Genomic DNA, 14,012 nt, shown 5'->3' with positions numbered 1-14,012 from the left:
CTCGCTCCAATGCCGGCTTGACAGCCGGCGGCGCAGCCATCCTTGAAAATGCTCCTCCGCCAACGCCCGGATGCACGCCTGCACCTGTTCTCCTTTCAAAAGGGCGGCAAAATGGTCAAGCAGCTCGATCATCGCTTCGCGCTCAAGCGGCGAAGCCGGCAACAACAGCTGTTCCTCCTCGCCGAGCAAATACCGAAGCAGCCCAAGCCGGTGTCGTTCCTTATAAGCGCATATCCGAGCTTGGCGCCGGTTTTCCCGCCATTTGCGCACAACCAAATACAGGAACAAACTCGACAACAAGGTGAATAAAGCGGCCGCTGCCGCCGTAACGACCAACAGCGCCATTACGCATCCAGCTCCTTTAGCAACCGGCGCAGCCGCGCCTCAAGCTCAAGCCATTTGAACGGCTTTGTCACATATTCGTCCACCCCACGGTCAAGCGCATGGGCAATATCCCGCTCATCTTGGCGCGATGTCAACATCATCACCTTGTATGGCTTTCGCTCTTGACGGAGGCGATACAACAGCTCAAGGCTGTCCATTTTCGGCATCACCCGGTCCAAAATGACAACAGAGCGCCGTCCGCTTTCATAAAACGGAGATTCGAGAAACGAAAGACCGTCTCTAAACTCGTCAATGTCCACTTCCCTCCCCTGTTCATTGGCGAGCTTGCGGACGAGATCAGCGATCATCATCCGCACGAGTTCATCGTCGTCTACGATGGCAACCCTCCATCGCCGCCGATCCGTTGGCGCTTGACGGAGGGCCTCATCCGAAGACCCGTTTTCCTCCCGCACCGCTTCTTCGATCCGATTGCCGCCGCTTCGTTTCGCCGCGTACAGCGCCTTGTCGGCAAGGCGCAGCCAATGGTCAAGCGGCTGATCCGGATCATGGCACTCGACCAAACCGGCGGAAAACGTGCATAATAACACTGCGCCGTCCGCCTCTACTTTTTCGGCGGCGAAATGGCGCCGCAGCCGCTCAAGCACCGCGCGCGCCTCGCTTTTTGACGTTTTGGCCAGCCAAACGACAAACTCTTCGCCCCCAAAACGAATGACTGTATCCGTCCCGCGCGTATGCTGGCGCAAAAAGGCAGCCAGTTTCCGCAATACCGCATCGCCTGCCAGGTGGCCGAAGCGATCGTTGACTTGTTTGAAATGGTCCAAATCAAGCAGCGCCAAACAGCTTGGCGCGCCGGAACGCTCGAGGTCGCTGCGGAGGCGGGCGTACACCCGCGGCAAATACTTTCGGTTGTACACGCCCGTCAACTCATCAATGAGGACAACCCCATCCATTCTCTTCTTTTTTTCAATGAGCCGGCGGACGCGAACAAACAGTTCATCCACCGCTGAAGCGGCAATGACGGCATCCGCGCCAAGATCATAACCTTTTACGCGCATCGCTTTCCTCTCGTCTCTGCTTACAAGCACGACAGGAAGGTAGGAATGCTGTCCGGCACGCTCAAGCAAAGCCGCCAAGGCGGGATTTTCCCAATCTTTCTCCTTCACGCTGACGATGATGCAATCCGGATGAAAATGAAACATCGACGCGGCCGCCTCTTCCAGCGAAGGAAGCGTCGCGAAACGCCATGGGACGGTTGGCAGCGCACCGCGGACGTAAGCAAAAAACAGGGGGTCATTTCCACAGAGGAGAATAGCTGCTTCCGGCCCTTGGCGGTGCGAGGAGGGAATGATGGCAGAAGCCGCTTCCCCGGTTTCATAGAGGCAGCGAAGAAGAGGAACCATCTCCATCAGCGCCTCCTCCGCCGTCCATTGCCGTTCTGTTTGGCCGTTCAACCGATGAATGAGCCGCTCCGCTTCGGCAGCGATATGGCTGCGGCCAATCACCGCCGCCGTCCGGCCAACAGCATTGAAAAATCGGGCCAATTCCGCACCGTCAAGCGGCGGCCACGCCCTCCATCGTTCGTACTGCTCATGGATGCGATCCAACAGCGAGGCGACAGATCGATCCATATTCCCTCTCCTTTCGATCATCGTTCCGTTTTTCCCCAACCGACTGACATCCTCCTCCTTTTTTCCTATTACTAATATAATCGATCCAAGTAAAAAACATTAAAAGAAAAGACGCGCAACAGCAACAATTTCCCGGACGCATAAAAAAGCCGTTGCCTTTTTGCAACGGCTTTGCTCAATACAGAAAATCGAGCAGACGGCGATCAGCCAAATTCGTATCCACCGGGCACGTTTCTGCATCGCGCCCATACTGCCATACCCAGACGTTCGCGCTGCAAGGCGGGGCGGCCGGCTGGTAGCGCGGCGCTTTCTGTTCTTTCGTCGCCCCCGGCCTTGGAGCCGCGCTCCAAATAACCGCCTGCACCGCCACTTGGTTGTTCCGGCTGACCGCCTCGCAATAGGCGGCGGCGAAATCCCCTTTCGTCGGATCCGCGTACAACCCCGGGCGGTACCCGGTCGGATAGAGCGTTTCCACCCAAGCAGCGATCCAAGCGGCATCAACGGCGAAAAAGTCTTCGATGTTGGCAAACAGCAGTTTGTTTTTCGGAATGCCGAGCCGCCGCGCATGGAACACGGCGTTGCGCGCCGCCACCTGGCCGTTGGCATAGCTGACCGCTTCACAGAACGCATTATAAATCGGCAGCACCTTCACCCCATAGTTGCGGATGCGGGCGATCTCCTCGCGCGTCAATCCTTCGGACACGTTCGGCACTTCCGACAAATAGCGGCCCCAAAATTTTGGATAGCCAAGCTCCGTCCGCACGCATTGAAACAGCTGATCGGTTACGACTTGCGCCGAGTCGACGCCCCAAATGCGTCTTGCCATCGTTTCCCCTCCTTCACGATCACGCTGCCATCATGATGTAATTATGTATATGAGGGGAACAGCTTGTTCGATGCGGCTAGCGGCGTCGCTCCCGCTCCTCCTTCGCCCAATCGCCTTTCAACAGTTGAAACCAGCCGTTGCGCTTAAACCAAATGAACATCGTCATGCCGATCACCGCCATGGCAGCCAACACGACAAAGTATCCGTATTTCCAATGCAATTCAGGCATATACTCAAAATTCATCCCATAAATGCCGGCAATAAAGGAGAGCGGCATGAAAATGGTCGTAATGGCTGTAAATGTCATCATAATGTTGTTCATTCGGTTGGAGTTGAGCGATAAATAGCTGTCACGGATGTCCGCGGTAATTTCTCGGTTTGTCTCAATCATTTCTGACAGCTTCAATAAATGGTCGTAAATATCATGAAAATACAATTGCCGCTCTTTCATGCGCTGCAGCCGGTCGGAATGGATGATGCGGTACAGCAAGTCGCGCATCGGCACGATCGTTCGGCGCAGCTTCGATAAATCGCCGCGGAGGTCAAACACTTTTTCAATAATGTCGTGAATCGGTTCGTTGTTCGTATTCTCCTCTAAATCGTTCAGCACGTCTTCAATATGGTAAAGCGGCGGGAAATAGTCATCGACCAGCTTGTCGATCAGCCGGTACATGACGTGAAACGGCCCTTGCTGAACATCTTCTTCATGCTTCAATCGCTCCCACACCTCATCAACGGCATGGATCGGCGACTTATGAAACGAAACGATGAAATTTTGCCCGACAAACAAGTCGACCTCTTCAGCTTCCAGCGTCATCCCAGCGATCGCATGGAGGACGACAAACAAATAGCGGTCGTAAAAATCGAGCTTCGGCCGCTGCACATATTCGAGACAGTCTTCAATCGCCAGCGGGTGGAAACGGAAAAAGGAAGCAAGCAGCGCCGATTCCTCATCGGTCGGCTCATGAAAGTCAACCCAATACCATGAGACATCCGGGCTGTTGACAAGCGTTAAATCAACATCGTATAAAATCTCAAACTCTTTTGTTACGACACATGTGCGAATCATCGCCATCACCTGCCATTTTTTCTCCCCTTATCATAACCGAAAAACTGTTAAGTCCCAACAAAAAACGGGTATAAAAATCATGTAGAGAAAAAATTGACAAAAAATATTTATCTAAATTTTCTTTACATTAGCATCAAAAACGACGATAATATAAAAAAGGGAACTGTTTCGTTCCCATATGGGAGGGACTAAACGATGTACGAAAAACAATATCCTAACGAAGGCGCCGTTTTGTTCAACCAGCCGGAAGAAAAAAGCAGCTACGGGCCGATGGCTGAACAAGTGTTGAAAGAAGCGATCTTCCAGTTCCAGAGAAAAAAACTGATGGAACAAATCGATGAGGCGCTCGCGACCGGCAACAAGCCGTTGTTTTTCAAGCTTTCCGCCCAATATAATGATCTGTTGAAACAATACGGCGCGTAAAAGGAGCGAACGAAGTTGGAAAGTGAATCGTCGATGACCAAGTGAGCCCCATTTCCGTTTGCGGGAACAATCTAGACGGAAAGGGGCTCATTTTTGTTTTTCCGTTTTCCGTGCCAATGGTACAATAGAGGCAAAAACGGAAAGGGGCTCAACCGTGAAACACCTCATTCAACCACGCGTTCAAGCCATTCAGTTATCAGGCATCCGCCAATTTTTCAACCTTGTCGCCGACCGTCCAGGGCTCATTTCACTTACGATCGGCCAGCCTGATTTTCCGACCCCTGAACATGTAAAAACGGCCGCCCAAGAGGCCATTGCCGCCGATTTCACAACCTATACGGCCAACGCCGGCCTGCTTGAACTGCGCCAAGCTGCTTGCCAATTCGTTGCTGACAAATACGGCCTTCGCTACACGCCGGATGAAGTGATCGCCACCGTCGGCGCGAGCCAAGCGCTTGATGTTGCGTTTCGCACGATTTTGGAGGAAGGGACGGAAGTGCTTCTTCCCGCGCCAGTCTATCCCGGCTATGAACCGCTCATCCGCTTGTGCGGAGCGAATCCGGTGTACATTGACACAAGACAAAACGGCTTCCGTCTGTCAGCTGAGCTCATTGCGCCTTATTTGACAGAAAAGACGCGCTGCCTCGTTCTTCCATATCCGTCAAATCCAACCGGGACGGCGCTGTCGGCCAAAGAGCTTGAGAACATCGCTTCACTTTTGAAAGGACGACCGATTTGGATCGTCTCCGATGAAATTTACAGCGAGCTCGTTTACCGCGGACACCATCGTTCGATCGCCGAGTGGCTGCCGGAGCAGACGATCGTCATCAACGGCTTAAGCAAGTCGCACTCCATGACGGGCTGGCGCATTGGGTTTGTCTTCGCTCCGGCGTTCGCCATTGAACAAATGGTGAAAGTGCACCAATACAGCGTCTCGTGCACGTCATCGATCAGCCAAAAAGCGGCGGTGGAGGCGCTGACCGCCGGCAAAAACGACGCCGAAGCAATGCGCGCCGCCTACGCGGAACGGCTCGAGTACGCCTACGGGCGCCTCACCGCCATGGGGCTGCCGGTCGAGAAGCCGGATGGAGCCTTTTACTTGTTTCCGTCGATCGCCGCCTTTGGCATGTCTTCGTTTGATTTTGCCCTCGATGTCGTCGAAAACGCCGGCGTCGCCCTCGTCCCGGGCAGCGCCTTTTCCAAATACGGCGAAGGCCACGTCCGCCTGTCGTACGCCTATTCGCTCGATGTGCTCAAAGAAGGGCTGGACCGGCTCGAGCGGTATATCCAAACGAAGCGCCGCCCGTAACTGTTTTCAAAAATTATATCGCTGTATGCCGCCATGCCCCCATAAGAGAGAGGCTGCTTTTCTCTCAACAAAGTTCCAGCGTTCGCTTTTGTCTTTTGGTGACGATACAAAAGAAGGTGTCCCGACCTTTTGGGGACACCTTCTTGACTTATGGCACAAGCAGCAGCTTGCCATGCGTTTTTCGTCCTTGCAACAGCCGATGCACCTCGGCGGCCTGCTCGAGCGGATAGACGCCGCCAATCGTCAGCTTTAGGCTTCCTTCTTGCACCCACGCGAGCAATTCCCGCAAACTTTGTTCGTACAACGCCCGCTTTTTCATGATTTGCGGCAGGAAAAAGCCAATCACCGACCAGTTTTTCGCCATCAACCGGACCGGATTGAGACGCGTCATTTCTCCGCTCGCCGCCCCATATACGACCAGGCGGCCGAACGGAGCGAGGCAATCGAGCGTCTGATGAAATACATCGCCGCCCGCCATTTCCAAAGCGACATCGACGCCGCGCCCGCCTGTCGCCTCCATCACAGCCGCAGCCCAGTCGTCTTTTGTATAATCAATAGTGACATCAGCACCAAGCCGCTCCGCCAACGCCCGCTTTTCCTCTGTGCTTGCCGTGGCGATGACCGTTTTTGCGCCAAACCGTTTCGCCAACTGCACAGCGAGCGTGCCGACGCCGCCGGCCGCGGCGTGGACGAGCACCGTTTCCCCTTCTTCCAAGCGGCCCATCGTTTGGAGAATATGGTAGGCGCTTAGCCCTTGCACCGGCAAGGCCGCCGCCTGCCGGGCATCCATACCGTCCGGAAGCGGCACAACCGCCCGCTCATCGACGGCGACAAACTCGGCGTAGCCGCCGGACTCGATCAACGCGACAACGCGTTGCCCCGGGCGGATCGTTTGCACCTCCGGACCGACTACACGGACAACACCGGCCACTTCCGTCCCGGGTACGAACGGAAGCGGCGTCGGCACGACATAGCGGCCTTCCCGTCGGGCTGTATCCGCATAGTTGACGCCGATCGCTTCAGCTTCAATCACTACTTGCCGCCCCGAGGGCTTCGGACGTTCGCCTTCGCAAACACGCAAGACATCCGGTCCACCGTATTCAACAAATTGGACAAATTTCATGGAGATGTCCCCTCCTTCGTTACTTTCGTCGGCGCCATATCGCGCAGTTCCGGACCGAACGGCCCCAGCTCAAGCTTTGGAACGGAAGAAAGCGCCCCATGCCGGTTGATGTAGTCGACTTCTCTTTCCAAGCCGTACGCCGCCATCCAACGGCCGACGCGCGAGGCGGACAACACTTCTTTCGCCTTTCGTTCATCCGAATATTGCCGGTAAAAGAGCCATGCGGCCGTCGCGCTGTCGGACAGCTCCGCCGCGTGGATCCCTTGTTCGATCAAGCAGTGCACAAAGTAGCCGGCTCCATAAAAGTCTTCAAGACAAAAACGGCCGGACGAGCCGGAGCAAATCGCAATAATCGTTTCTTCCCGATGCCAACGGCAAATATGCTCGCTGACCGCCGGGCTGTTCAGCAAGCTCGCCGCGTACACCGCGCGAGCCGGCTGAGCTCTGCGAATCGCCACCGTGCCATTGGTCGTCGATAGCACGACTGTTTTCCCTGGACAAACCGTTTGCAAAAACAGCGGCGCCGGCGGATGGAAGCCGGCGATCGTCCGCCCTTCGCGTTCGCCGACAAGCTCATACCCCCCAACCGGCAAGCGAAACGCGATCTCCTTGGCCTCCTCGGCATCGCGCACCGGGATCACCGAACGAGCGCCGGCAGAAAGCGCCGCCGTAATCGATGAGGTAGCAAGCAAAATATCGAATACGACGGCCACCTTTCCGTCCGCGAGCGCCATCTCATCAATGTCTTCTTTGCGCAGCACGACATGCACTTTTGTCATCACGCCGCCTCACCGTCCTGTCGCCAGCTGCCATGCATGCCCAATGAGCGCTTCGACAAACTGGCCAAAATGGCGAAAACGCTCATCGTTCGTCTGTCCGCGGCGATAGCGGTAATAAATTTGCTGGCAAATGACCGCTAATTTAAAGTAGGCAAACGTTAAATAAACGTGTATATCGGACACATCACGGCCGCTTTTTTTGGCATATGCCTCAATAAACTGTTCGCGCGTATAAAAACCGGGACGGACGGTGACCGGCGCGCGGCCAAACCCACTTTTAATAAGTGGAGGATCGTCTTCCTCAATCCAATAACTCATGGCCACCGCCAAATCGGCAAGCGGATCCCCGACCGTCGACATCTCCCAATCAAACAGCCCAACCATTTTGGTGATGTCGTCTTTGGCAAACAAAGCGTTATTCAGCTTAAAATCGTAATGGATCACGGTCGCTTCGCGCTGCGGCGGGATATGGGACGCAAGCCACTTCATGAGCGCCTCGGCTTCCGGAATATCATCCGTCTTCGCCCGCTCATAGCGCTGAATCCATCCATGCACTTGCCGCTCCATAAACCCTTCCGGCTTCACCATCTGCACAAGGCGCGTTTTAGTATAGTCGATTTGATGAATGTTGACAAGCGTCTCTACCATCGTTTCGGAAATGCCGCGGCAAATCTCTTCTGTCGGGACGATGCTGTCGGGAAAATCGCTGTCAATGACGACGCCATGGCGCCGCTCCATGACGAAAAACGGGCTCCCGATCACCGATTCGTCTTCGCAAAAATAGAACGGTTTCGGTGCGAGCGGGAACAGCGGATGGATTTCCGAAAGCCACATGCTCTCCCGCTTCATATCATGCGCTTTTGGCGGCACCGGGCCCAACGGCGGACGGCGCAGCACCGCCTCCCACTCCCCGCAGCGGAGCAAATACGTCAAATTCGACCGGCCGGCGGAAAATTGCTGGATCTCAAGCTCCCCATCCGGCATGTTCGGCAGAACCGTGCGCAAAAACTTGGCCAGCTTCTCCGCCGGCAGTTCTTCCCCTTTGCGCACCGGAATAATCGCTGTCATCTCTCCCTTTCCCCCTTGGTCAACAAATTCAAGCGCACGTTGCCAGCGCATCGACATGACACACATCGGCCGGGACTAGTTTGTCTCTTTTTTCACTCGGTTGGCGGGGCAGAGGGTGCGCTCATGCCATCAAGCAAAATCACCACCATCTGTTTCGCCACTTCAGCATCGGTCAGCTCGCCGTCCGGGCGAAACCATTGATAGCTCCAATTGGCTGCGCCGAGCACGGTAAGCGTGGCGATCGATGGCGACAAATCGCGGCGCAGTTCACCGCTTTTCATTCCTTCCTCAATTAACGCCTGCAACCGATGACGAAACAAATCGCGCTTTTCTTTTACTTTCTGTAAATGCTCCTCATTCAAATGCTTCATTTCGCGAAAAAAAATGCGCGCTTCCCGTCCTTGCCGTTCGACATTATGGATGAGCATGAAGATAATATCATACAGCTTTTCCCGCACCGAGCGCTGTTTATCGCTTATAATGCGCTCCTCTTCGTCAAGCAGCCGTTCAATGTAGCGAAGGTGAATATCCATCAACAGTTCTTCTTTGCTTGTAAAATAGTAATAAAACGTCCCTTTTGTCACCCCGAGAGCGTCGACGATGTCTTGGATCGATGTTTCGCTGAACCCATTTTGTTCAAATAGTTCGATGCTGACAGCCATAATTTTCTCCTTCACGTTTTTACACCTCTTGTCTAATATGGTTGCTGTCAGCTATTGTACCATAAAACGGCCAAGCCCGCTTCGGACTTGGCCGAAAGCTGCGCCGTTATTGCGAGCGGGACGCTTCTTCACGCAAGGCGCGGCGCAAAATTTTCCCGACGTTCGTCTTCGGCAGTTCGGCACGGAACTCGACGATGCGCGGCACTTTGTACGCCGCTAAGTTTTTCCGGCAATGGGCAAGAATCTCTTCTTCGCTTGCCTGCATTCCATCTTTTAAGACGATGACCGCCTTCACCGTTTCGCCGCGGTACGGATCCGGAACGCCGACCGCCGCCGCCTCTTTCACCGCCGGATGTTCGTACAGCACTTCCTCGATCTCGCGCGGATAAATGTTATAGCCGCTGGCGATGATTAGATCTTTTTTCCGGTCGACGATCGTCACATACCCTTCCTCGTCGATCGAGGCCAAATCGCCGGTGTACAGCCAACCGTCGCGAAGCGCCACCGCCGTTTCTTCCGGCATGTTCCAATATCCTTTCATCACTTGCGGCCCGCGGATAATCAGCTCACCGACTTCACCTGGCGGCAGCTCTTGCGTGCCGGTCGCCACATCGACGACTTTGTACTCGGTCAGCGGCATGCCGATGCCGACCGTGCCCGGCTTGCGCGCCGCAAACGGAGGATTGCAATGCGTCACCGGCGAAGCTTCGGACAATCCGTATCCTTCAAGAACGACCGCCCCCGTTTTCGCCTCGAAGTCGCGCATCAACTCGAGCGGCATCGGCGCGCTGCCGCTGTTGCACGTTTTAATGCTATTGATGCCATATTGCTCGACTCCAGGCGTATTTGTAATAGCGACATACATCGTCGGCACGCCTGGAAACACGGTCGGCTGCCTGTCGCGAATCGTCTCCAACACTTCTTTCAGCTCAAAGCGCGGCAGCAAAATGTTTTCCGCCCCTTGGTAAATGGCCAAGTTCATGCCAGACGTCATCGCGAACACGTGGAACAACGGGATGACGGTCAAATATCGCTCTTTTCCGAACTCAAACGTTCCTTTGAAAAATTCAGCACACTGCAAGACGTTGGCAAAAATGTTGCGGTGGGTGAGCATCGCCCCTTTGGAACGCCCCGTCGTCCCGCCAGTATACTGCAGCACAGCGACGTCATACATTGGTTCAATCGGCACCGGGCGCACCGCTCCGCTCCCTCGGGCAAGAAACTCATCAAACGTCACGTCCCCGGGAGCCAGTGAAACAGACGGCGGCGCCCCAAGACTGACGGTGACCGCCTGCTTGACGGCCGTCTCCCCTCTGACCGCGGCAAGGCGGGAATAAAGCGGCTCATAAATGACAATCGTCTCGGCGCCGGAGTCTTTCAGCAAATAGGCGAGTTCGCGCTCCACAAGCATCGGGTTGACTTGGGTGACGATGGCGCCCGCCTGCAAAATGCCATAGTAAGCGATGACATATTGCGGGCAGTTCGGCAGCATGATCGCGACGCGGTCCCTTTTTTGCACTCCAAGCGCCTGCAGGCTCGATGTAAAGCGGTTAACGGCCGCCTCAAGCTCGGCGTACGTCATCGTCTTGTCATAGAACGTCAGCGCCGGCTGGGAGCCGAATTCCGCCGCCCGCTCATGCAATACATCGCATACCGTTTTGTTCGGAATATCCATGTAGAACGAAATGTGTTCCGGATAAAGAGGCAACGCCCGTTTTTCGCTCATTGGTATCCCTCCTTTTCTTGTTAAATGCCGGTCGCATGGCTGCCGCCGTCAACGACGAGAAGCGCCCCCGTGACGAACGCAGACGCCGGCGAGGCGAGAAACAAGACAGCCCCCTTCAAATCATCGTCTCCGCCAAAGCGACCGAGCGGCGTATGTTCGAGCACTTTGTTCCCCACTTGTTCGAGGACGACCCTTGACATTTTCGTCGGGAAAAAGCCCGGCGCCACCGCGTTGACGCGAATGCCGTGCTTCCCCCATTTGGCTGCCAAATCTCTCGTAAACGTGATGACCGCTCCTTTGCTTGTATTGTAGCCGATCGTATTTAAAATGTCCGGGTGCGTGCCGCCAAGACCGGCGACCGAGGCGATATTGATGATGGCGCCGCCTTTTTGGCCGGCGATCATCACCTTGCCGGCCGCCTGGCTCATGAGAAACGTGCCGGTGACGTTGACGTTGATCACCTTTTGCCACGCCTCAAGCGGCATCTCCTCGACCGGCGCTCCCCACGTCGCTCCGCTGTTGTTCACTAAAATGTCGATGCCGCCAAACTCTTTGACGGTCGTTTCGACGACGTGTTTGACATCCTCCGGATTCGTCACATCACACCGCAACGCCAGCGAGCGGACGCCGAGTTGTTCCAGTTTTTCTTTCACTTGCTCGCACGCTTCCACTTTCCGCGAACAAACAACGACGTTCGCCCCGGCTTCGGCGAGGCCGACGGCAATTTGCTCGCCGAGTCCGCGCCCGCCGCCGGTCACGATGGCGGTTTTTCCTTCGATTTTGAATAAATCAAGCACATGCATAATGGCCACTTCCTCTCCCTTTATTGTTGATATTGCTGCAATTCAAGCTTGGCAACTTGCTCTTTATGCACTTCATCCGGTCCGTCGGCCAAACGAAGCGTGCGCGAGTTCGCCCACATGGCGGCAAGCGGAAAATCGTTGCTCACCCCGGCGGCGCCAAACGCCTGGATGGCGCGGTCGATGACCTTCAAGGCCACATTGGGCGCCACTACCTTGATCATCGCAATTTCTTTGCGCGCCGCTTTGTTGCCGACCGTATCCATCATGTACGCCGCCTTCATCGTCAAAAGTCGCGCCTGCTCAATTTCAATGCGAGACTGGGCGATCCATTCGCGGATGACACCGTGTTCGGCAAGCGGCTTGCCGAATGCCACCCGCGACTGTACGCGGCGGCACATGAGTTCAAGCGCCCGTTCCGCTGCCCCTATCAAGCGCATGCAATGGTGAATCCGCCCCGGGCCAAGCCGTCCTTGGGCGATGGCAAACCCTTTCCCTTCGCCCCAAATGATGTTTTCCTTCGGCACCCGCACGTTGTCATACGTAATCTCCGCATGCCCGTGCGGCGCATGGTCAAACCCGAACACCGGCAGCATCCGTTCGATTTTTACGCCCGGGGTGTCAAGGGGAACGATGATCATCGACTGCTGCTCATGCTTCGGCGCGTCCGGATTCGTTTTTCCCATCACGATGGCGACTTTGCAACGCGGGTCGCCGGCGCCGGACGACCACCATTTTCGCCCGTTGATGACGTATTCGTCGCCGTCGCGGACGATCGAGGCGCGAATGTTCGTCGCATCGCTTGACGCTACGTCCGGCTCCGTCATCGAAAAGCAAGAACGAATTTCTCCGTTTAACAGCGGGATCAGCCATTTTTTCTTTTGTTCCTCTGTGCCGTAGCGGACGAGCACTTCCATGTTGCCGGTATCCGGCGCATTGCAGTTGAACACTTCCGGAGCGATGAGAGAACGGCCCATAATTTCGCAAAGCGGTGCATATTCAACATTCGTTAATCCCGCGCCGTACTCGCTGTCCGGCAAAAACAAATTCCAAAGCCCTTGTTTTTTCGCCTTTTCCTTCAATTCTTCAATGATCGGGGGGACGCCCGACCATCTCGACTCTTGAGCATTCAACTGTTCCTCGTACACTTTTTCATTCGGGTAAATATAATCTTCCATGAAAGCGCTTAATTTTTTGATCAACTCCTGGACTTTCGGCGAGTAGGAAAAGTCCATGTCATCCTCCCCTTTTATACTAACTGGTTAGTATGTTCCTTTATTTTTACTATACCTCTAAAGGAAGTAATATTCAATATTTTTTGACTAATATATCGAATGAAAAAAGAGGGCGGCACCGCCCTCTTTGTCACTCTTTCATATAATGCTTGTAGAGCGCTTGCGTGCCGCTGTTTTCCTCGCCGGCCCGCGCGAGCTCTTCGTACATCGATTTCGCCAGCGTCAGGCCAGGAAGCGGCAAATTCATGCGCTCAGCTTCTTCAAGCGCAATTTTCATATCTTTAATGAAATGCTTCACGTAAAACCCAGGCGCGAAATCACCGGACAGCATGCGCGGCGCCAAGTTGCTCAGCGACCAGCTGCCGGCCGCCCCCTTGGCGATGCTCTCAAGCACTTTGAACGGATCAAGCCCGGCCCGCTTCGCATACGCCATTGCCTCGCACACGCCGATCATGTTCGTCGCGATGGCAATTTGGTTGCACATTTTCGTATGCTGGCCGGCTCCAGCTCCTCCTTGCCGCACGATGTTCGTGCCAAGCCGCTCGAGAATCGGCTTGCACGCCAAAAAGACATCCTCATCACCGCCGACCATAATCGTCAACGTTCCTTCGCGCGCGCCGATGTCGCCGCCGGATACCGGGGCGTCCAAGGCGTGGATGCCTTTTTGCTTGGCCGCCTTGTAAATCGATTGCGCGAGCGTCGGCGTTGACGTCGTCATGTCAATCACGTACGTTCCCGGCCGCGCGTTCTCCAAAATGCCGCCTTCGCCGAAATACACTTGCTCGACATCGTGAGGATAGCCGACCATCGTGATGACGACATCCGACTCCCGCGCCAAGGCGGCGACCGTTTCCTTCCACACCGCTCCTTCCTCGAGCAAATCTTTCGCCTTTTCTTTCGTGCGCGTGTAAGCAAGAAGTGGATAGCCTGCCTTCAGCAAATGGCGCGCCATGCTTTTCCCCATGACGCCAAGGCCGATGAATCCGATCGTTTTCATCCGGTCTCCCCTCCTGTCGGTT

At 55.1% G+C, this 14,012-nt stretch carries 12 protein-coding genes and 2 pseudogenes; 2 read left to right on the top strand and 12 right to left on the bottom strand.

The window, feature by feature from the left end; translation table 11 throughout:
• From GJ1_RS03170 to corA, 4 genes and pseudogenes are all read right to left on the bottom strand, one after another.
• Nucleotides 1–345, bottom strand: a pseudogene (locus GJ1_RS03170) (HEAT repeat domain-containing protein); the annotation flags it as partial.
• Nucleotides 345–1,973, bottom strand: coding sequence for a diguanylate cyclase (locus GJ1_RS03165; protein WP_066228360.1), 1,629 nt, complete (start codon nucleotides 1,971–1,973; stop codon nucleotides 345–347). The pseudogene GJ1_RS03170 and the gene GJ1_RS03165, both read right to left, overlap by 1 nt.
• A gap of 175 nt (nucleotides 1,974–2,148) precedes the next feature.
• The gene (locus GJ1_RS03160) at nucleotides 2,149–2,799 is read right to left on the bottom strand and encodes a glycoside hydrolase domain-containing protein (protein WP_066228355.1); all 651 of its coding nucleotides are present in this window, start codon (nucleotides 2,797–2,799) and stop codon (nucleotides 2,149–2,151) included.
• Nucleotides 2,800–2,875: 76 nt separating this feature from the next.
• Nucleotides 2,876–3,868, bottom strand: coding sequence for a magnesium/cobalt transporter CorA (gene corA, locus GJ1_RS03155; RefSeq protein ID WP_174520094.1), 993 nt, complete (start codon nucleotides 3,866–3,868; stop codon nucleotides 2,876–2,878).
• A 195-nt stretch (nucleotides 3,869–4,063) separates the two neighbouring features.
• Here corA and GJ1_RS03150 point away from each other — a divergent pair, with 195 nt between their 5' ends.
• Entirely contained in the window at nucleotides 4,064–4,291 is a 228-nt protein-coding gene (locus GJ1_RS03150) for an IDEAL domain-containing protein (protein WP_066228350.1), read from the top strand.
• 154 nt (nucleotides 4,292–4,445) lie between these two features.
• The gene (locus tag GJ1_RS03145) at nucleotides 4,446–5,600 is read left to right on the top strand and encodes an aminotransferase A (RefSeq protein ID WP_066228347.1); all 1,155 of its coding nucleotides are present in this window, start codon (nucleotides 4,446–4,448) and stop codon (nucleotides 5,598–5,600) included.
• Between the two features lie 148 nt (nucleotides 5,601–5,748).
• Here the strand turns inward: GJ1_RS03145 and GJ1_RS03140 are convergent, their stop codons facing one another.
• The 8 genes and pseudogenes from GJ1_RS03140 to GJ1_RS03105 form a co-directional block, all read right to left on the bottom strand.
• Nucleotides 5,749–6,723 (bottom strand): quinone oxidoreductase family protein, encoded by a 975-nt coding sequence (locus GJ1_RS03140; protein ID WP_066228342.1) that lies wholly within the window; start codon nucleotides 6,721–6,723, stop codon nucleotides 5,749–5,751.
• On the bottom strand, nucleotides 6,720–7,502 hold the full coding sequence (locus GJ1_RS03135) for a 2-phosphosulfolactate phosphatase (RefSeq protein ID WP_066228339.1): 783 nt from the start codon (nucleotides 7,500–7,502) through the stop codon (nucleotides 6,720–6,722). Before GJ1_RS03135 ends, GJ1_RS03140 begins: the two co-directional genes overlap by 4 nt.
• A gap of 9 nt (nucleotides 7,503–7,511) precedes the next feature.
• Nucleotides 7,512–8,570, bottom strand: a complete 1,059-nt coding sequence (locus tag GJ1_RS03130; protein ID WP_066228336.1) for a phosphotransferase family protein — start codon at nucleotides 8,568–8,570, stop codon at nucleotides 7,512–7,514.
• A 92-nt stretch (nucleotides 8,571–8,662) separates the two neighbouring features.
• Nucleotides 8,663–9,247, bottom strand: coding sequence for a TetR/AcrR family transcriptional regulator (locus GJ1_RS03125; RefSeq protein ID WP_066228334.1), 585 nt, complete (start codon nucleotides 9,245–9,247; stop codon nucleotides 8,663–8,665).
• 91 nt (nucleotides 9,248–9,338) lie between these two features.
• Nucleotides 9,339–10,958 carry a long-chain-fatty-acid--CoA ligase gene (locus tag GJ1_RS03120; RefSeq protein WP_066228331.1) on the bottom strand — a complete coding sequence of 540 codons (1,620 nt, stop codon included), beginning with the start codon at nucleotides 10,956–10,958 and terminating at the stop codon, nucleotides 9,339–9,341.
• 20 nt (nucleotides 10,959–10,978) lie between these two features.
• The gene (locus GJ1_RS03115) at nucleotides 10,979–11,761 is read right to left on the bottom strand and encodes an SDR family oxidoreductase (protein WP_066228328.1); all 783 of its coding nucleotides are present in this window, start codon (nucleotides 11,759–11,761) and stop codon (nucleotides 10,979–10,981) included.
• A gap of 20 nt (nucleotides 11,762–11,781) precedes the next feature.
• Nucleotides 11,782–12,993: an acyl-CoA dehydrogenase gene (locus GJ1_RS03110; protein WP_066228325.1), complete on the bottom strand. Its 1,212-nt coding sequence runs from the start codon at nucleotides 12,991–12,993 to the stop codon at nucleotides 11,782–11,784.
• Between the two features lie 130 nt (nucleotides 12,994–13,123).
• Nucleotides 13,124–14,011: pseudogene (locus GJ1_RS03105) on the bottom strand (NAD(P)-dependent oxidoreductase); the annotation flags it as partial.
• Nucleotide 14,012: the final 1 nt, after the last annotated feature.

This window comes from Geobacillus jurassicus NBRC 107829, from assembly GCF_001544315.1.
Taxonomy (GTDB): domain Bacteria; phylum Bacillota; class Bacilli; order Bacillales; family Anoxybacillaceae; genus Geobacillus; species Geobacillus jurassicus.
This window is presented reverse-complemented; position numbering and strand designations above follow the sequence as displayed.

Bases quoted from the DNA above. Each gene is read 5' to 3' on its own strand.
- corA (WP_174520094.1), bottom strand. From the start codon at position 3,868: ATGATTCGCACATGTGTCGTAACAAAAGAGTTTGAGATTTTATACGAT.
- GJ1_RS03160 (WP_066228355.1), bottom strand. From the start codon at position 2,799: ATGGCAAGACGCATTTGGGGCGTCGACTCGGCGCAAGTCGTAACCGAT.
- GJ1_RS03120 (WP_066228331.1), bottom strand. From the start codon at position 10,958: ATGAGCGAAAAACGGGCGTTGCCTCTTTATCCGGAACACATTTCGTTC.
- GJ1_RS03140 (WP_066228342.1), bottom strand. From the start codon at position 6,723: ATGAAATTTGTCCAATTTGTTGAATACGGTGGACCGGATGTCTTGCGT.
- GJ1_RS03115 (WP_066228328.1), bottom strand. From the start codon at position 11,761: ATGCATGTGCTTGATTTATTCAAAATCGAAGGAAAAACCGCCATCGTG.
- GJ1_RS03165 (WP_066228360.1), bottom strand. From the start codon at position 1,973: ATGGATCGATCTGTCGCCTCGCTGTTGGATCGCATCCATGAGCAGTAC.
- GJ1_RS03150 (WP_066228350.1), top strand. From the start codon at position 4,064: ATGTACGAAAAACAATATCCTAACGAAGGCGCCGTTTTGTTCAACCAG.
- GJ1_RS03110 (WP_066228325.1), bottom strand. From the start codon at position 12,993: ATGGACTTTTCCTACTCGCCGAAAGTCCAGGAGTTGATCAAAAAATTA.
- GJ1_RS03130 (WP_066228336.1), bottom strand. From the start codon at position 8,570: ATGACAGCGATTATTCCGGTGCGCAAAGGGGAAGAACTGCCGGCGGAG.
- GJ1_RS03135 (WP_066228339.1), bottom strand. From the start codon at position 7,502: ATGACAAAAGTGCATGTCGTGCTGCGCAAAGAAGACATTGATGAGATG.